The 18,725-nt window shown below is 42.0% G+C and carries 17 protein-coding genes; 9 read left to right on the top strand and 8 right to left on the bottom strand.

Annotated features, from left to right (window positions below):
• Positions 1-37: 37 nt before the first annotated feature.
• The 4 genes from CWD77_RS07200 to CWD77_RS07185 all read left to right on the top strand — a co-directional run bounded on the left by CWD77_RS07200 (position 38) and on the right by CWD77_RS07185 (position 3,946).
• Positions 38-901 carry a bacteriorhodopsin gene (locus CWD77_RS07200; protein ID WP_101072799.1) on the top strand — a complete coding sequence of 288 codons (864 nt, stop codon included), beginning with the start codon at positions 38-40 and terminating at the stop codon, positions 899-901.
• 102 nt (positions 902-1,003) lie between these two features.
• Positions 1,004-2,020 carry a Type 1 glutamine amidotransferase-like domain-containing protein gene (locus tag CWD77_RS07195; RefSeq protein ID WP_101072798.1) on the top strand — a complete coding sequence of 339 codons (1,017 nt, stop codon included), beginning with the start codon at positions 1,004-1,006 and terminating at the stop codon, positions 2,018-2,020.
• On the top strand, positions 1,989-3,200 hold the full coding sequence (locus CWD77_RS07190) for a BamA/TamA family outer membrane protein (protein ID WP_101072797.1): 1,212 nt from the start codon (positions 1,989-1,991) through the stop codon (positions 3,198-3,200). The genes CWD77_RS07195 and CWD77_RS07190 overlap by 32 nt, the downstream gene beginning before the upstream one ends.
• A gap of 17 nt (positions 3,201-3,217) precedes the next feature.
• A complete protein-coding gene (locus tag CWD77_RS07185; RefSeq protein ID WP_101072796.1) occupies positions 3,218-3,946 on the top strand; it encodes a hypothetical protein in 729 nt (242 codons plus the stop codon).
• A 23-nt stretch (positions 3,947-3,969) separates the two neighbouring features.
• Here the strand turns inward: CWD77_RS07185 and CWD77_RS07180 are convergent, their stop codons facing one another.
• Complete coding sequence (locus tag CWD77_RS07180) at positions 3,970-4,851, bottom strand: glycerophosphodiester phosphodiesterase family protein (RefSeq protein ID WP_101072795.1); 882 nt, start codon at positions 4,849-4,851, stop codon at positions 3,970-3,972.
• A gap of 88 nt (positions 4,852-4,939) precedes the next feature.
• Here CWD77_RS07180 and CWD77_RS07175 point away from each other — a divergent pair, with 88 nt between their 5' ends.
• Entirely contained in the window at positions 4,940-5,452 is a 513-nt protein-coding gene (locus CWD77_RS07175; RefSeq protein WP_101072794.1) for a phosphoglycerate mutase family protein, read from the top strand.
• Between the two features lie 245 nt (positions 5,453-5,697).
• Positions 5,698-5,937 (top strand): TIGR03643 family protein, encoded by a 240-nt coding sequence (locus tag CWD77_RS07170; RefSeq protein ID WP_101072793.1) that lies wholly within the window; start codon positions 5,698-5,700, stop codon positions 5,935-5,937.
• 7 nt (positions 5,938-5,944) lie between these two features.
• Here the strand turns inward: CWD77_RS07170 and CWD77_RS07165 are convergent, their stop codons facing one another.
• Together CWD77_RS07165 and CWD77_RS07160 are read right to left on the bottom strand one after the other, a co-directional pair.
• Positions 5,945-8,344 carry an endonuclease MutS2 gene (locus CWD77_RS07165; RefSeq protein WP_240596698.1) on the bottom strand — a complete coding sequence of 800 codons (2,400 nt, stop codon included), beginning with the start codon at positions 8,342-8,344 and terminating at the stop codon, positions 5,945-5,947.
• Between the two features lie 60 nt (positions 8,345-8,404).
• Complete coding sequence (locus CWD77_RS07160) at positions 8,405-9,097, bottom strand: SIMPL domain-containing protein (RefSeq protein ID WP_165779097.1); 693 nt, start codon at positions 9,095-9,097, stop codon at positions 8,405-8,407.
• Positions 9,098-9,321: 224 nt separating this feature from the next.
• Between CWD77_RS07160 and CWD77_RS07155 the strand changes: the two genes are divergently transcribed.
• The gene (locus CWD77_RS07155; RefSeq protein WP_206017963.1) at positions 9,322-12,276 is read left to right on the top strand and encodes a TonB-dependent receptor; all 2,955 of its coding nucleotides are present in this window, start codon (positions 9,322-9,324) and stop codon (positions 12,274-12,276) included.
• Between the two features lie 364 nt (positions 12,277-12,640).
• On the opposite strand, the gene CWD77_RS07150 is transcribed toward CWD77_RS07155, so the two are convergent.
• From CWD77_RS07150 to CWD77_RS07130, 5 genes are read right to left on the bottom strand one after another with little or no spacing between them, the layout of a single operon-like run.
• The gene (locus CWD77_RS07150; protein WP_240596696.1) at positions 12,641-12,919 is read right to left on the bottom strand and encodes a Smr/MutS family protein; all 279 of its coding nucleotides are present in this window, start codon (positions 12,917-12,919) and stop codon (positions 12,641-12,643) included.
• 9 nt (positions 12,920-12,928) lie between these two features.
• Positions 12,929-13,792, bottom strand: a complete 864-nt coding sequence (locus CWD77_RS07145) for a CHAD domain-containing protein (RefSeq protein WP_165779096.1) — start codon at positions 13,790-13,792, stop codon at positions 12,929-12,931.
• Between the two features lie 13 nt (positions 13,793-13,805).
• Entirely contained in the window at positions 13,806-14,117 is a 312-nt protein-coding gene (locus CWD77_RS07140) for a Dabb family protein (protein WP_101072789.1), read from the bottom strand.
• Positions 14,118-14,149: 32 nt separating this feature from the next.
• Positions 14,150-15,412: an HU family DNA-binding protein gene (locus CWD77_RS07135; protein ID WP_101072788.1), complete on the bottom strand. Its 1,263-nt coding sequence runs from the start codon at positions 15,410-15,412 to the stop codon at positions 14,150-14,152.
• Positions 15,405-15,698 (bottom strand): HU family DNA-binding protein, encoded by a 294-nt coding sequence (locus CWD77_RS07130; RefSeq protein WP_101072787.1) that lies wholly within the window; start codon positions 15,696-15,698, stop codon positions 15,405-15,407. Before CWD77_RS07130 ends, CWD77_RS07135 begins: the two co-directional genes overlap by 8 nt.
• Before the next feature lie 187 nt (positions 15,699-15,885).
• On the opposite strand from CWD77_RS07130, the gene CWD77_RS07125 reads away from it, so the two are divergent.
• Together CWD77_RS07125 and folE are read left to right on the top strand one after the other, a co-directional pair.
• The gene (locus CWD77_RS07125; protein WP_101072786.1) at positions 15,886-17,844 is read left to right on the top strand and encodes an aconitate hydratase; all 1,959 of its coding nucleotides are present in this window, start codon (positions 15,886-15,888) and stop codon (positions 17,842-17,844) included.
• Positions 17,845-17,966: 122 nt separating this feature from the next.
• Positions 17,967-18,671 (top strand): GTP cyclohydrolase I FolE, encoded by a 705-nt coding sequence (folE, locus tag CWD77_RS07120; protein WP_101072785.1) that lies wholly within the window; start codon positions 17,967-17,969, stop codon positions 18,669-18,671.
• Positions 18,672-18,725: the final 54 nt, after the last annotated feature.

The following is an 18,725-nucleotide window of genomic DNA, read 5'->3' as shown; positions in this document are numbered from 1 at the left end:
AAGGGCTTACATAAACTTTAATTAACCTTATATCGTCATGGATTTAATTAGTTCTTTAGGGAATTCGACCTTTGAAAACTATGTCGCGATGGAATCCGGGTTTACAGAAATGGCCTACCAAATGTCGGCCCACGTTCTTACTCTCGGCTACGCGATTATGTTAGCAGGGTTGCTCTACTTTGTATTGACCATCAAAACCGTAAAACCGAAATACAGAATCTCATCTGTTCTCTCTGTAGTTGTAATGATTTCAGCATTCTTGCTGCTGCTTGTACAACAGCAAAACTGGACAGGTATGCTTTCATATGATGCAGATTCTGCTCGTTATATGTTGGATGAAGGAGCCGACCTGTTTAATAATGGCTACCGTTATTTGAACTGGCTGATTGATGTTCCAATGCTTCTATTTCAAATTCTGTTTGTTGTTACTCTGACCAAAAGTGACTTCAGTTCAGTTCGAAATGGATTTTGGTTCTCCGGTACTGCTATGATTCTTACCGGCTATGTTGGCCAATTTTACGAAGTTACAGATCCGACTCTATTCTTCATCTGGGGTACAATATCAACGCTTTTCTTCTTCCATATTCTATACCTGATGAAAAAAGTAATTTCTGAAGGCCAGGAAGGTGCACCTCCAAAAGCACAAAAATACTTGGGTACAATCTGGAAGCTTTTCCTATTTACCTGGATGCTATATCCTGGCGCGTACCTGATGCCTTACCTAACTTTCGGCGGACTGGAGCCTGTATTGAGTGAGACTCTGGTTGTAGCTCGACACATTACATATACAATTGCTGATGTAGGTTCGAAGGTAATTTATGGCATATTGCTTACTCTAGTAGCTCAGGAAATGAGTAAAGCGGAAGGATATGACTTTGAACATATGGAAAATGCACTGTAGCGTTTAAAGTGACACTTTCGAATTTTCAAAACCCCTTTGGAGTATCTCTGAAGGGGTTTTTTATTATGCATATCAGTGGCAACAGATTGTTATATTTGATCCATGATTTGCCAAAAATATATAACAACTTGTCTGTTTATTCTATTTCTGGTTATATCGGCGTGCTCGGATGATACAATTTCCCCTCCTCCCTCACCTGATTCACCTGCAAATATTGTTCAATCCGGTAATGATCAACCCGTAAATCCAGATTTGAATGGCCCGGCGATATATCTTATGGGCAAGGGTATGCCGTCAATTTCTTCATACAAATTTTTTTTAGAAACGTTGGCTGATTCGCCTGTTGATGTTGTTGTACTCGCCGGGTCTTATGCTTCCGGCAGTTCAGCTACTCCGGAGTGCGATCTGTTGATGGAACTCGAAGAGATCAACTCATGTACAACTGCCACGGTTCAATCAAATGAAGAAGCTAACAGTACCGACATTGTTGAGATAATTAATCAGAGTGAGGCTGTCTACTTTGCAGGTGGAAATCAGTGTGTGTATGTAAACTGGAGAGGATCGAGCCTGTATAAAGCGATAAATCAACTCATTGAGCGGGGCGGAGGTTTGGGTGGCGGCAGCGCAGGTCTTGCTATACAAGGAAGTACTATATACGATGGGTGCTCAGGAAGTGTACAGTCAGGTGAAGCTCTATCCGATCCTTTTCATGAATATATCAGTTTATCAGAAGGACTGTTCGATCTCCATCCTTTAACGAACACCATTACCGACAGCCATTTTTCTGAAAGAGATAGGCTGGGGCGGCTGATTAGTTTTTTAGCCAGAATTACCGAAGAAAATAATGTTGATGAATACTTTGGATTGGGCTTAAATGACGAAACATCTATCGTCATTGATAATAAACATAAAGGTGTAGTGTTTAACGGCTTTGCGACCCGAATAAGAATATCTGAAAAAGCTGTACAAGCAGTTGAGGGCAGCCCGGTTACAATTTATGGAGTTGAGAAAGTGGTATATGCACCGGAAGATACTATTGATTTCAATGAATTTAACGATGATGATATAGAATTGATAGATGTGATAAATGGCGAGGTTATATTTAAAGATGCAGAGTAGTTCAATAAATTTTTATTTAACAAAAAAGGTACCCCGTTTTATCTGCCTTCTGTTACTTGCTTACTTTTTTTCTGCAAGTGTTATTGAAGCTCAAATTCTCTCAGTTCCCGATGAAGATGACAGGCAGGGAGGTGTGCACTACTCACTGGTGCCGGTATTGGGATACAGTAGTGATACCGGATTAATCGGAGGAGTTGTGCTTCAGCGCTTTAATTATGGTGACGGCCGTTCACCATTTTTGAGCAATCTAAAAGCTGACTTTACAATATCCACCAAAGCCGATTTAATTAGTGAACTCAATTACGAAAGAACACGTCTTTTTGGTCGCGATATTCGCAGTGAATATTCCGTCATTGCAGAACGCTATAAACGTGCAAATTACTTCGGAATTGGAAATGAAACTGAATTTTCCAGTCAACTGTATGACCAAGACTACTACTTTTTTGAAAAGCGGGTGATTGAAGTGGTAGCACGCTACAGAAAAACAGTAGCTGAATATGGATTCGAAGGGAATTTTGATGGATTTATCCAATTTGGCTTTTCATATTTGGATGCTTCAGACCAGGCAGAGGAATCTCTTTTTGCCACAGAACAACCCGTGGGCGATAATAGACAATTACTGAACAGTTTTGGGTTTGGTGTGATTGCCGAAGATCGCGACAGTGAATTCAATCCCACAGAGGGATATCGTTATGAGGCAGGAATTGAGTTTAGCGGGCCTTACACTGGCAGTGAATTCAATTATGCCAAGGTTCACCTTCAGCTTCGAAACTATGTAGAAGTTTTACCAAAAATTGTAATAGCCCAGAAAATAGAGGGTACCCATTTGATGGGGGATGCTCCATTTTGGAAACGCTCATCCCTTGCTGATAAATACGGACTTCGCGGCTACTATAAAGATCGATTTTTAGGTGACAGCTCTATCCTCCATATTCTCGAGGCGCGGTCCTGGCTGTTTTCCCTGTTTGAAGATGAGATTCGGCTTGGAGGACAACTCTTTTGGGATAGCGGAAGAGTTTTTTCTAATAATGACAGCAACCGTTTTTTCGATAACTGGAAGAGTACCTATGGGTTTGGAGGTGCGATATCAATATATAATCCTGATTTTATCATGCGGGGAGATATTGGATTCTCTGATGAATCAACCCAGATATACATCGGAATAGGCTATACCTTTTAATTTAGTACGTTTTTTTCATGATTCTTTTTACTGCAGACAAAGATACATCAGCTCCATTTTTTGAGCTGGAATTAATAAAAGAGAAAAAGTTTCTCCATCTGCCACTGGAAAATTTCCAATACCGTGTGGATGAGGAGGAGTCGGGAGAGATTCGGAATCACATGGGTGAATTTGCATTTATCATTCATGGAAATCTTCGGAACGCAAAATATTTTGTAGAATGGATGAAGCAAAATTCTACTGAAGAGCAAGTGCGAGGGTGCGTTAATATTGTATTAGACAAGCCTACAGCAAAATTTTTGGAAAGTCATGATATCCCCGCTATTCAACCCCGGGAACCGGCCAAGCCAATTGATATCCTGGAATTTATGCTTCGAATCTCAAAGGAGGGAAGTACACTCTACCCAACAACAGAAAATAAAACTGAGGAGATGCCGGGCTTGCTGAAAGAACTGCAGATGCCGGTGGCAGAATTTTCGGTGTGCGAAGAGGTGCCGTTGGATGAAGAGACACTAAAAGATTATAAAGCTGAAGTTGGGAAAAGCCCCGTAGAGGTGATCTTGCTTCACAATCGTTCTTCATACGTTCGGGTAAAGACAGCATTTCCAGATCTTGATTTATTATCGAAAACTGTAGTTGCAGGAAGTCTGGGAACAACTGAATTGATGGAAAAAGAGGGCCTCAAACCGGATTATTTAGCAAAAGGATCCTGGGATTCCATTGCCAAAGTATTAAATGAGATTTAAACATTCTGCGGATTGCAGAATGTTTAAAATAATACAGCTGCACTATCCGGGTAATCTGTTATAAAACCATCTACCCCAATTTCCATTAGCGATCTCATTTGATCTACACTGTTGACCGTCCATGGAATCACTTTCATCCCTTTGGAATGAAACTCCTGAACATTATCAGCATTGAGCAACCTGTAATCCGGACTCCAGATATCGGGTGTAAATCCTAGAATATTTAAGTAGATATCAACCGGCTCATTTTGACTTACCAGCATGGCCAGTCTTACATTGGGTTCAAGTTGTTTGAAAGCAATAAGTGTAGACGGGTCAAAAGATTGAATGATGACCCTATCCAGCACATCTAAATCATTCAGCTCTTCATAAAGCATACGGGCAAATCGATCCGGTCCCGGTACATATTCTCCATACCATTCAGGCCGGCTCTTGGTTTCGATATTGTAATGAAGTGGAGGTAAATTATTTTCTTTCGCAAACTCCTCTACTGCGCGGATGGCGTCTGTCATAAGAGGTTTGGTGACTTCCATCGGCTGCTGTTCCGGAAAGTTTGGATTTCCGCGTTTACCCACATCAAACTGTTGGGTTTCATCATAGGTCATTTCAAAAATATTGAAACTCATCGCTTCTTCTTCCGTGACAGGAGTACCATCCGGTTTAGTACTGAAAAGATGATTGAACCAAGGCTCGTGAGATACCAAAAGTTTACCGTCACCGGTAACAACCACGTCAAATTCGACTGTGTTAACGCCAAGTTCAACGGCTTTCAGAAAACCGGGAATTGTGTTTTCGGGAAGCAGGCCGCGTGCACCGCGATGTCCCTGCAGGTCAAATGTTTCAGACTGTTCCATAGTGCATGAAATTGTAATGAGTGCCGTAAAAAGAACGAGAAGATGACGCATAATTTTTCGATTTTAGCTTGTACATCGTGAATAGCTGTAAACTTGCTGTCAATATATTGTGATTCCTTAACTATACAACGAAAAAATAATGAAATTAAAATCAATTCTACTGCTCATAATTTTAAGCACCTGCATGAGCCTGACTGTTTACGCTCAGTCAAATGCCGATATCACAACATTTATTCTTGTACGTCATGCTGAGAAGATGGATGATAGCGCAGATCCTGATCTATCTCCGGAAGGTTATGCCAGAGCTGAACGACTGGCCGAGATGCTTCAAAATGTTGATTTTGACGCTGTTTACTCGACCGCCCGCATCAGAACCATGGAAACCGTGAGAATGGTTGCAGAGAAAAACGAATTAGAAATTGAAAATTACGACGCCGGAGAGCCCGATGAAAATTCAAGGCTTTGGCTGGATAAACATACCGGCGAAACCGTGTTAATTAGCGGCCATTCCAATACGACTCCCTTCTTCGCAAACGCACTTCTCGGGTATGAATATTATCCGGACAAATTTGATGAATCGGATTATGGCAATCTGTTGATTATTACAGTTGCACCAGACGGGAGTCGAAAAATTATTCCGCTTCGGTATTAGAAGGTGATTTGAGAATCAATACAAAAAGCTTGAAAAAACAAACATCTGAAAGTATGACGTCAGGGCCATCCCGAACGCAAGTGAAGGATCTATAGATTTTTCTTAAGGGTTGGTATCAGCGGTTTTGCAAATCTTTCTAAATGCATATTTTCTTTATTTGAACAATGAAATTTCACTTATTCCTGAAGTCGATTTTTTTCTTCATGTGAAATGATTTACTTCTCTTTTTGATTCTTTCTATAAAAATGGAAGAACTGTCTCAGGATAAAATCAGCAGAATTATTGAAATGGCGTGGGAAGACCGCACTCCTTTTGATGCCATTGAATTTCAATTTGGGTTACAGGAAAAAGAGGTGATTGAGTTAATGAGAAAAGAGCTCAAACCATCCAGTTTTAAGATGTGGAGAAAAAGGGTAACCGGCCGGAATACAAAACATCGTAAGTTGAGAAATGACGATGTGAATCGGTTTACAAGTCCTTACTGAAAATTAACTACCTCAGGTTTGCAATCGTACAGCCGCTTCCTCCGCTTTCCCACGGTGCAATATCGAAGGATTTAACGCCATCACGTTTTTCGAGATATTCGTGGACTAATTTGTGCAAAATTCCCTCACCTTTTCCGTGTACAATTTCAACCTGCTGTAAATTTCGTGCAATCGCTTTATCCAGGTAAATAGTAAGTTCTTTGATCGCTTCGTCCCCTCGTTTGCCACGCAAATCAAGCCTTGGTTTTACAGACAGATCAATATCCTGAGAGCTGCCGTAGGATCTTGAGCTACTTTTTTTCTTTTTCGGTGGGGATGTTTTAGTAAGCTTGTTCAGTTTTGATTTTATTTTCATTCCGTTAACCAAAACTGTGGCCTGTTTTCCTGACAATTCAACCAGCTCACCCGATGTGTTTCCGTCTCCAATAATGACATAATCACCTAAGGTAGGTTTTTCTTCACTCCGGACCGGCTCTTCATTCTCTGTTTCAAATTCATCCCGGAATGTGTGGATCTCTTTTTTAGCGCTCTCTATATCAGAACGCGCCTCACGAATCTTATCTTTATCATCACGACCTTCACTCACCACTTTTTCAACGGCCTCTTCTATACGCCGATTGGCATCTTTCATGATTTGTTCGGCATCTTTATACGCCTTTTCGATGATGCCATTGCGTTTATTATCGATCTGTTCTGACTTCTCTCTAAAAACTCTTTCCTGCTTTTCAGCCTCCCTTAATTTTTTCTGATAATCCAGGCGCAGCTCCTCTGCCTCCTGCCCCTGCTTTTCAAGATTGATTAACAAGTCGCCCATGGTATCCCGCTGTTGTCCGAGCAGTGATCGTGCTCGATTCATCAACATTCCCGGAAGATTCATGCGATCGGCTATTTCAAACGCATAGCTGCTGCCGGGGACTCCCTTTTTAAACCGGTAGGTGGGAGAGAGGCTCTCCTGATTGAACTCCATTGCACCATTTACAACCAGATCATGTTCATGAGCAAATACTTTTAAAGAGCCGTGGTGAGTCGTTACAATAACCCTTGATCCCATATTGATCACTTCTTCAACAAAAGCCTGAAACAGTGCACCGCCCTCCTCAGGATCTGTACCGGCACCCGCCTCATCAATTAAAACAAGTGAACCGGAATCCATTCTCTCTAATGTTGTCTTCATCCAATTCAGACGGGATGAAAATGTACTTAAATCATTTTCGATGGATTGATCGTCACCGATATCCACAAAGAGTCCGCTTAACACGGGCAGTTCCGAATCGGGTTGAACCGGTATAGGAAAACCGGCCTGCAGCATCATGCAGAGTAAACCTGTGGTTTTCATCGCTACCGATTTACCACCGGCATTTGGTCCCGTTATGACAAGACCCAGTTCATCTTCAGTCAGGTTCAGATCGAGGGGGACGACGGGTTCAGATTCGTCAATAGTGCGGTTTTTAAGCAGTAAATTTGGATTTTTTGCCCGAATCAGATTAATGTGATTTCCATCCGATAAAACAGGAATTGTTCCGTCCAGATCCAGGCCAAGACTTACAATACAGTGAATGGCATCCAGTTCACCAATATAGGTGCAGTTGAGTTGCAGCTCTTCGCTGTATTTTCGAACTACATCCGTCAGGTTTCGAATTATCCGTTCAATTTCACGTTTCTCTTCAGACTCCAGCTGCCTGATTTCGTTGTTGATTTGCAGAGCTTGAACAGGTTCTATGTAAACGGTTTGACCGGTAGAGGAGACATCATGCACAAACCCCTCCACCTTACGTTTATATTCGGCCTGAACCGGTATAACCATACGCCCGCTCCGAATGGTGGCACCTTCGTCGGAGGTCATGCCATCCTTGGCAAGACGTTTCATCACCTGTTGAACCGTATTTCGAAGTTTGCTGCGCTCCCTGTTAAGTTTACCCCGGATTTTCTGTAGCTCACTGCTTGCGTCATCCCGCAACTCACCCCGGTCTGTAATCACTCGCTGAATCGCTTCTTCCAGCGGTTTTAAATTAATCAGGCGATCGGAGATTTTTTGCAGTGCGGGCGTTTCAAATTCCTGTCGCTTAAAAAAGCTTACAATCAGGCGGGCTAAACGAGCATTCTGCAGTATGACGGGGAAATCATCAAGCGGGAGAACGGTGCCTTTTAAACGGCTGTCTTTCAGAATTTCCCGAACATCTTCAACCACCGTAAGGGGATGGTTGGAACCACTCTGTAAAATCTTAATCCACTCTTGAGATTCGGATAATCTTCGTTCAACGGTTTTACGGTCAGCGGATGGGGATAGTGCTTCGATCTCTTCGCGTCCGTAAGGTGTAAAGCTTTTGCGAAGAGAGGCGTTTCGGATACTCTCAAAACCAATTTTATGAGAGCTGTTTTCAGGAAAAAGTTGCATTTGTTTAGCCATAAGCGGAAAGTTCGCAATCTTTCCGCCTAAAATCGAATCTGATATTGGTAAATATCACTTTCAGTGGATTCTAAACCGCACACGAACATTTTCGCGAACCGGTATGGTACGCTGCATTTCAATCAAAGATCCTCCATACGATTCCGCACTCATCATCGCCATATCTCTATATACAATTCCGGAGGAGGAAGTATATTCGATATTATAAACCTCGCCCAACTCTTTTCCGGATGAGCTGGCCAGAGATTCAGCCTTTTTCTTTGCCTCATCTACTGCTTTGGTAAGTGCCTCCTGATGAGCTTCTTCTATTGAAGTGGTTGAGAAATTAGCTGAAAAATTGTCGAATCCATTTTCAACAAGTGTGATTTGCATTGATTCAAATTGGGATAAATCCTGTAATCGAATAGCTACATTTTGACGAGTTTCAAAACCGGGGTTTTGAGAGTGACGTCGGGATGAAATGCTGATTGGATTGGCATTGATATGCTCTTCATCAATGTTTTGATCTATGATCAGCTCTGTAAGAAACTGTTCAAGTTCTTTATGATTGTTAAATGCTTCGGAAGCTTCTTCATCAAATCGGGTTATATTTATGTTGAAAATAATTTCATCGGCAGGGGCAAGGACTTCTCCGGTAGCATCAACTGTAATCGTATTCGCAGATTCCTGGTTTGGAATTTGCTGAGATGTGCCACAACCAGTGATGATTAAAAAAAGAGAAAAAAGTGTATAGATTAAATATTTCGGTATCATATATTGTTGCATTTTGATTCAGTTGGTTGTTTTTACAAAAAAGAAAATGATTTTTATTTGTGCTAACAGATGATACGAATTACAATAAGTAAAAATTATTTTGGAAGCGCTTGCAAATGCCAAAAATTGAGTTTTATTTATAGTTGACAAAACATCGGGAAACGGTTTACCTTCGATGCGTATATTTTCGCAAACCCCATAATCATTAATTAAATCTGAATTTTATGAAAGATTGGATACGGAATTGTGCATTTCGTTTGTTCTCTGTTATGCTGATCGCGGGATTGGTTACAGCTGAGCATTCAAATGCATCTGGCACTTCAAATAGTGAAGTTCTATCAGAACAACAAATTACAATTTCCGGACAGGTCGTTGACGCAAGCTCAGGTGAAGCTCTTGCCGGTGTCAACGTTACAGTGAAGGGACGGGTAGTGGGAGTAGCCACCGATCCGGATGGTGAGTTTACACTTCGGGTTAATGAAAACCCGCCAATCACACTCGTTGTATCCATTGTAGGATATCGTACCCAAGAGATAGAAATTAACCAGGAGAACGTTACTGATCTACGAATTGAACTTGAAGAGCAGACGTTTCTCGGATCTGATGTTGTAGTCTCTGCTTCCAGAGTGGAAGAGAGCATTATGGAAGCGCCCGTATCGATTGAAAGAATGGATGTTATTGCCATCAATCAGACTGCTTCTGATAACTACTACAAAGGAATTGCAAATCTGAAAGGAGTTGACGTTACAACCAGCAGTATCAACTTCCAGATTATTAATGCTCGCGGGTTTAACTCAACAGGGAACACCCGAATGGTACAGCTGACCGATGGAATGGACACACAGGCACCGGCGCTGAACTTCCCGATCGGTAACCTGAACGGTCCGTCTGAACTGGACGTGGAAAGCCTGGAATTTATTCCCGGTGCGTCCTCTGCACTTTATGGCCCCAATGCTTTTAACGGAATTCTTCTTGTGAACAGCAAAAGCCCGTTCCGATATCCGGGGTTAAGCGTATTTGTACGAAATGGTATAAACCATATCGATAGCGATGGAGACATAGGAGAGCCGAATAATCCGCGCCATATGTTTGAATCTTCCATCCGATGGGCAGATACTGTGGGCGATCGTTTTGCCTACAAACTGAACTTCTCGTACAGCCAGGCCGATGATTGGAGAGGCATTAATTACAGTGATAAAAATTCTGACTTGAATTTTGCCGGTAATCCCGGCCAAAATCCAGCTCTAGATGGAGTTCATCTCTATGGAGATGATGGAACGTTTAACATTGGTCTGTTAAGTTTTAATCAGGATTTTGTTCAGGCAGTATCTCAAGGATTAGTTCAAGCAGGTTTTTCACAACAAGATGCAGTTCAGTTCGCACAAAGTCTTCCATCACAACCTGTAGCAAGAACCGGGTACAGAGAGGAGTACCTGGTTGACCATGATGCGGAGAACCTGAAATTTAACACTTCACTGCATTACCGCATTTCAGACAACGTAGAAGCGAGCTATGCCATGAACTACGGTTACGGTACTTCTATTTATAGTGGTGCTCAGCGATACAGCCTGAAGGACTTTAGCATTCAGCAGCATAAACTTCAGCTGGACGGAGATAATTTTATGGTTCGAGCATACGGAACCTTTGAAGACTCAGGTGATTCCTATATTGCAGATTTTGTCGGTTTTTCTGTTAACGATGCATATCTGGGAACTCAAGACTGGTATGCTAACTATGGTGGAGCTTTTATACAAGGCCTAGCACAAACGTATGCTGTAACTCAGCAAAACACAAGTTATGATCCTGCAGTAGTGCAAGCTTTATTATCAGATCCAAATATTTTAGCAAGCTTGCATAGTTCGGCAAGAAATGCCGTGGACGCAAACCGATTCATGCCGGGCACACAACAGTTTGAAGCGGCCCGAGATGCAGCTTTAGAAGGTACAGTTCCGGATGGAGCTCGATTTGATGACAAATCAAGATTTCTCCATGCAGAAGGACAGTACGACTTCAAAAACGAGATCGATTTTGCGGATGTTCAGATTGGATTCAGTTACCGTCAATATCAGCTTCGATCGAATGGAACCATTTTTGATGACGGTGACGGAGGGGTAGATATCAGTGAATATGGCGGGTATGTTCAAGCCGCAAAGTCTCTGTTTGAAGATCGCCTGAGATTGACCGGTTCTCTTCGTTACGACAAAAATGAGAACTTCGATGGACAGTTCAACCCTCGAATTTCTTCAGTGATTAAAGTAGCTGACGGCCATAATGTGCGTGCTTCTTTTCAGACAGGTTTCAGAAATCCAACCACCCAGGGACAGTATATTGACCTCAATGTATTGACTGCCAGATTATTAGGCGGTCTCCCTTATCTGGCTGACAAGTATGATGTTACAAACAATGCTTTCACACTCGAGTCTGTGGAGCGATTTACCGATGGTCTGTTGTCAGGAAATCCGGCAGCACTGTTGGAACTGGAGCCATACACAACCTTCGACCCGGTTAAGCCTGAACAAATTCAGTCTTACGAAATTGGATATAAAGGTTTGATTGGAAATCGTCTACTCATTGATGCAGCTTACTACTACAATATTTACGAGGATTTTATTGCTCAATTTAGAGTAAGAAGAGCTGCGGGCCCAATTGATCTGCAAAATCCAACAAACCCTGATAATCAGATTTATGCGCCATCACTGCTATCTGGTGATGCTTCAAATACATTCCAGCTCTATACAAATGTAGATGAGACTGTAAAATCGCAGGGTGCAGTTTTTGGTTTTGATTTAAATCTGCCAAACAGTTTCCTGCTTACCGGTAACTACAACTGGAACGAGTTGATTACGGCCCGTGAAGATGAGTTTATCTTTGATTACAATACTCCGGAGCATAAAGTAAATGTTTCGTTTGGTAACCGAAGATTAACCGAGCAGTTAGGATTTAATCTGACCTGGAGATGGCAGGAAGCATTTGATTGGACATCATCATTTGCCAGCGGTCATGTACCGGATGTAAGCACATTTGACGCTCAGGTTTCTTACAGAATTCCGGACATGAAAACTGTAGTAAAAGCCGGCGGTTCCAACATCTTCAATAACCGCCACTTCCTGAACTACGGCGGGCCGAATTTGGGAGCGATCTACTACATCTCACTTACTTTTGATCAATTCCTAAACTAAGGGTTCAGAGACAATCTATGTTTACAAAAAGAGGCCTTCGGGCCTCTTTTTTTGTTTTGTGTTTTCTGTGCTTAATTACATCCGGTGCAATGTGTCGTGCCTTACGGCACTGATTAAAGGGTGGGGTTATTCTTTTCTACCCATGTTACGTCCCCAAAGGGACGTTAAATCTGGGTTTTGATCTAATGACCATCCTTAAAAATAACAGCTTAGTTCTGCTTTGGAAGTCGAGAAATTTACTACCGAGTGTGAATTTAATTACCAATCCCTTGTCCCGTCAGGGACAAAACATGGGTAGAAAAATGAATCAGAAAAGTCTGGCAAGTCCCGCAGAGACGACACCTCATTTGTGAATTCCCGCAAATCAAGGCTCCAAATTCGCAATTGTGGCACCCCAGCCGCCACCGGATTCATTGGCAAGCTGATAATCGGTTACATGAGGATTTCTCTCCAACAAGGCGTGAACGCTGCGTCTGATATTTCCTATTCCTTTTCCGTGAATAAAACGAACTTCGTAGATCTGTTTTTCAAGACATGCACGAATATATTCATCAATGAGAGTGGATAGATCTTCAGGGGCAAAATAGTGCAGATCCAGAACGCCATTGATGGGGATTTTATGAGGTTCATCAGAATCCATCATGTAAAAGAATTAAATGGATGAGTGTTTATAAAATCTGTTGCCTTCAGCAATAAGCTGATGCTTTAAACCATGCTGAGATTTTCTCAGAGAAAGAACCCAATCTTTTACTGATTTGGTATTCAGGTTCAGTTTATCCATCCAATGAATAAAATTATTCAGATCCTGATCCTTCCCAAGAATTTCACAAATTTGCTCAACATCTGAAACGGATACATTTATATGTTTCTGATGAGATCGCAGCAGATCCAGCTGATATTGTACATCTTTTAACCGTTTCCTCCATTCGTGAAAAGGCTCAGAAAGTTTGGATGATTCGGCTTCAATAAATGCTTGATGGCTTTTCTGAAATGAAACTTTAAATCCTTTCAAAATACACGCAGCATCAAATTGATTGGATTCAATAAACGTATGGATCAATGAATAGTTGTCAATTTGCCGTTCCATATTTTTGAAAAGATCTCCCTCTGCCACTAACCGCTGCTCCATTTGGTCAACTTGTTGGCGAGCTATCTCTCGAATCTCCTGGAGTAAATTTGTGGAGATTACTTCTGATGGGTTTGCAATAACCTCTTCAATGAACAGCTTGTGAACATGAACATCCCGTAATTCTGATAAGGATTGACCCCATTTTCTGAATGTCGTATTCAGTTCTTTTAACTCCTTACGATCACCACACTCTTTCAGTAGTTTGAAAAACGCCCGAAAAAGCTTCAGGCGTTTTCGTGTAAGGTGAGTGGATTCAACAATATCTGTTCGATGTTTCCGGACAGAACACAGTAATTCAGCCCTTATTAACTCTGTTGCATGTAAGAGTTCTCTTTTAAGATGCTTTTTAAGAGGGATGTCGGGTATTACAAATGGCTTGGTGTCCACAATTTTGTAGAACCTACAGATCCACCTTATAGTCGACAGTATACCGGCTTTCGGCCACTTTTTTTATGAAATCCACAGCTTTTTTATGGTGCGCATTTCTGGTGTACATCTGAAAGTCTAAATCCGTTTCAAAATCACAGATCAGAACCACATCAAGTGCATCCGGGTCATCCTGGTTAATCTGAATGCCTACTTCAACATCTTTAATTTCATCGATATTGGTTCGAAGGCCTTCCAGGATGAGTTTCATCTTTTCAGCGTTCTTTTCTTTAGTAGCGCCAGCTGCTTCATCTTGTAGTTTCCACATTACGATATGACGTATCATAGTTTCCTCAAATTTAGGATTGTTAATTTGGTTTATCTCGTTTTTGCAAAATTGAGATCTGCCTGATCAACGCTTGAAGCTGCGAGATCGAGCTTATCCGGAGAGAAGACACCAACCGCCCAGAGAAAATATTTTGCTTCATCCGGATTATTGGCTTTGGTCCATTGATAGACCGACAAATATCCCTCAGCAACCTGTTCAAGCTGTGATTCTGATAGGTTGTCGGGGTCAGAAATAACCGGTACGGTCAGTTCTGCCGATGCGGGTATAATATTAGGATTTTCAATTTCTTCGAGGTTGAGGCCATAAATCATCGGCCACAAATAAGGATTGCCCAGCTCACCTTCGGCTATACTCCATAACGACTCTCCCTGATCAACAGAATAAAGTTCCGTTTCTGTTGTCGGATCAGGTTCAGACTCAGACTCAGATTCAGTTTCAACAGGTGGTGGCTCCGACTCTTCAACGCTTTGATCCTGTTCCGGAGTAACCGGGGCCGTGATCTGTTCAGGTTGAGATGCCAATTCAGGAGAATCGTTTGTTGTTACTTGTCGGGAGAGTAAGAAAATAATAAAAATAGCAAGTGCAACGATTACGGCTGCGGCTGCATAGGTCCAGTTGAAATTTCCGGAGTCCTGAACTTTCTTAGATAAATTCGTTCTTTGACCGGGCGTTAACGCCGGAGTTTTTTGATTGGCCGGTAACTTACTTTTAACGGTATCTTTTTTTTCAGAACCCGCCGTTTCAGATGTTTGGCTACCGGTTCCGACAGGAAAAGGGTTGAATTTCTCCTGTTCAGATTTTTTTTCTTCCTCTTTATCTACCGGCTCAATTTCAGATTTATTCTTAGACGGATTGGGCCGCTCTATCAAAAAATCATCCCCATCTTCTGACGACGCTTTGGCAGATGGTGAATCAACATCAGACGTTTTATCTTTGCCGGACTCATCCTTTTCCTCAGAATCTTCCGGAGATTCATCCAGTACCTGAGGTTCCATCTTGGCATAGGGTCGATTCACGTCCTCCCTAAGAGCTTTATAAGGCTTGAAAACGACTTTATTTTGACCCGGAATTGTAATTTCTTCCCCGGTTTGAGGATTAACTCCCGGCCGTTCATTCATCCAACGCAGTTCAAACTTACCAAAACCGGATATACTGACTGAACCGCTCTGCCTGAGACCGGATTCAATAATATTAACCAGTTCGCCAATAAAACTGTTGGTAGATGTTTGACTCTGCTTAGACTGCTCCGCGATAAGTTCTACCAGCTCCCGAAAGGTGATTTTTTCACTCATTGTCTTGGCCCGAGAACTTTAGTTCATCTTTAAGACCTGCAGAGGGACTAAATTCAACAACTCTCTTTGGGGGGACGAGCATATACTTTTTGTAGTGGGGGCTATACACCTTCTGTACCTCTTTAACTTTGGTACTAAAGGTTCCTAATTCGGGTATTGATACACCTTTGTCTTTGGATAATTGGTCGGACAATACAGAGATAGCATCTTCAAGAAGCTTCTTGGTCTGAGCTTTAGACTGGCCGGTAGATTCGGCAAGTTGGTCTATGAGTTCACGATACGTCATATCTGCAGATGATCAGTTTATTCAATAAACGGAAAAAATGCCGAAAATTCCTAACAAACTCATAAAATCAGAGTTAACAGTTTTTTATGGATCAGATGACTGCTAAGAGTTTGGAAAACAGCTCTTTGAACGAAATTTTCGCTGATAACCTTATAGTATGCAAACGGTTAATTAAAAACACTTTTTTATGTCTGAAGCACTCAATGTCACACAAAAGCTGATCAAATCTCACCTGGTAGAGGGCGAGTTAACGCCGGGGACGGAGATTGGAATAAAAATTGATCAAACGCTGACGCAGGATGCAACCGGTACTTTGGTGATGCTTGAACTGGAAGCCATGGGATTGGATAAGGCTAAAACAGAACTATCGTGCCAATATGTAGATCACAATTTACTTCAGACAGATAATAAAAATCCTGATGATCATGTTTTTCTGAAATCTGCAGCAGACAGATTCGGTATCTGGTACTCCCGTCCGGGAAACGGGGTAAGCCATCCTGTGCATACAGAGCATTTTGCAACACCCGGAAAAACTCTGGCCGGATCAGATAGTCACACTCCGGCATCGGGGTGTATGGGAATGTTTGCGCTGGGGGCCGGTGGACTGGATGTAGCCTTTGCCATTGCAGGTGAACCGATGTACTTAAAAATGCCGAAAGTGTTGGGCGTAGAATTGAAAGGGAAGATGCCCAACTGGGTAAGTGCTAAAGATCTGGTTCTTGAATTGCTGAGACGATATGATGTGAAAGGTGCGCGTGGATTTGTGATTGAATATTTTGGAGAGGGTCTTAAAGAACTCAGCACAATGGATCGTCATGTAATTGCGAATATGGGTACGGAAATGGGAGCTACAACGTCTGTATTTCCATCAGATGAAGAAGTTCGACGATTTATGAAGCAAAATAACAGGGAAGATCAATGGACCGAATTGAAAGCTGATGAAGGTGCGACCTATGATGAGTACGAAGAACTTATTATGGATGAACTGCAACCCATGATAGCCCTGCCGAGCAGCCCCGGAAATGTTGTGCCGGTAACTGAAGTGGAAGGCAAACCGATTTATCAATCCTATATCGGCTCTTCAGCAAATCCGGGATTTCGTGATTTTTGGATCACTTCTGAAATTGTTAAAGGAAAGCGTGTTCATGAAGATGTAAGCCTGGACGTAAATCCCACATCACGGCAGATTATAGAAAATATGGTTAAAACCGGTGTGATGCTCCATTTGGTTCAGTCGGGAGCAAGGATCCACCAGGCAGGGTGTAACGGCTGTATCGGGATGGGACAGGCTCCTGCAAGCGGACAAAACAGTTTGAGGACCGTTCCGCGTAACTTTCCGGATCGATCCGGTACCAAAGAGGATTCAGTATTTCTGGTAAGCCCGGAAACGGCGGCGGCCTCCGCTTTAACCGGAAAAATTACCGATCCCAGAAAACTTGAGAAGCTGTATGATATGAAGTGGCCTGCATATAGTGATCCTGAAGATTATATCATAAACAAAGAAATGTTGATGGGTCCTTCGGGTAATGGTGAGAAGAAAGAATTGAAGAAAGGGCCAAATATTTCAACAATGCCTGACTTTGATGAACTATCTGATTTTGTAGTGCCTGTTCTACTGAAGATGGAAGATGATATTTCAACGGATGAAATTCTGAAGGCCGGCGCTGAAGTATTGCCTTATAGAAGCAATATTCCGGAGATCAGTAAGTTTTCGTTTACGGTTGTAGATGAGACGTTTTATGATCGGGCGATAGAGGCAAATGACGAATATGGAGGGCATGTAGTTATTGCCGGAGAAAATTACGCCCAGGGTTCCAGTCGCGAACATGCTGCGATTGCACCTAGATATCTGGGTCAGCGCGCAGTGATTGCAAAAAGCTATGCGCGTATTGGCTGGCAGAATCTCGCAAACTTTGGGATTGCACCCCTGGAGTTCGAAAATGATGAAGATTACGACTCCATTGATCAGGGGGATATACTTAAAATTGAGAATTTCAGAGATCAGCTGAAGTCAGGTAAGACTATAACGGTTCAAAATGAAACCAAGGGTAACCAATTTACGGTTCATCACTCGTTAAGCGGGCGACAACTAAAATCTCTGCTTGACGGTGCGATTATCAATACCTTTAAGAAAGAAAAGGCTTGATTTGAATAGGTAAGATAGCTTTTGGCTATGGCTTCCAATCCATTCATCTATTATGATATTGAAGCAGGATCCCGTAACTTTAATGCTCTTAAAAACATATTTTATACACAGATTTTTAATCAATGAGTAAAGAAAAAAATGTAGTTGATTCATTGGAATTGAATCACGCAGAAGCAGACGAAATAGGAGATGATCATATTTCAACTTCTGTAAAAACTCCACTTAGAGAAGGCGCTTTTGATTTAACGGATAGCGAAAAAATTGAAGAGATTGAAAAGCACTTCGCTCACATTATGCACGCTTTGGGTTTAGACCTGAATGATGAAAGCCTGAGCGGTACACCACATCGGGTTGCAAAAATGTACGTTAAAGAAATTTTTCAGGGTTTAAATCCCAAAAATCGTCCTGAAGCCAGAAAGTTTGGCAATAAGTATGAGTATGGTGATATGGTTGTGGTGAAGAATATAAATGTAACCTCTTTTTGTGAACACCACTTTTTGCCCTTCATCGGAAAAGCTCATGTAGCATACCACAGTACCGGTAAAGTGATTGGGCTCTCCAAAATTAATCGAATTGTAGATTACTACGCCCGGCGTCCTCAGGTACAGGAAAGGCTGACTCTGCAAATTGCAGATGAACTTGAAACTGCGTTGGAGTCAAAAGATGTAGCGGTTTTTATTGAAAGCAAGCACTTTTGTGTTTCTACACGTGGTATTCAGGACAGAGAGAGCAGTACAGTTACGACCGAGTACAGAGGTCAGTTTAAAAAAGAGATGATCCAGCAGCGATTTATTGATTATATCAAAACTCAGACAGAACTGGCCTGATTTTTCAGGTTCAGTTTATGTTCTCGGATAAATCAACAAATTCAGGAATTCAGA

The sequence above is a fragment of the Rhodohalobacter barkolensis genome (genome assembly GCF_002834295.1).
Lineage (GTDB): Bacteria > Bacteroidota > Rhodothermia > Balneolales > Balneolaceae > Rhodohalobacter > Rhodohalobacter barkolensis.
The sequence above is the reverse complement of the archived record's forward strand: the minus strand, read 5'-3'. Positions and strand labels throughout refer to the sequence as shown.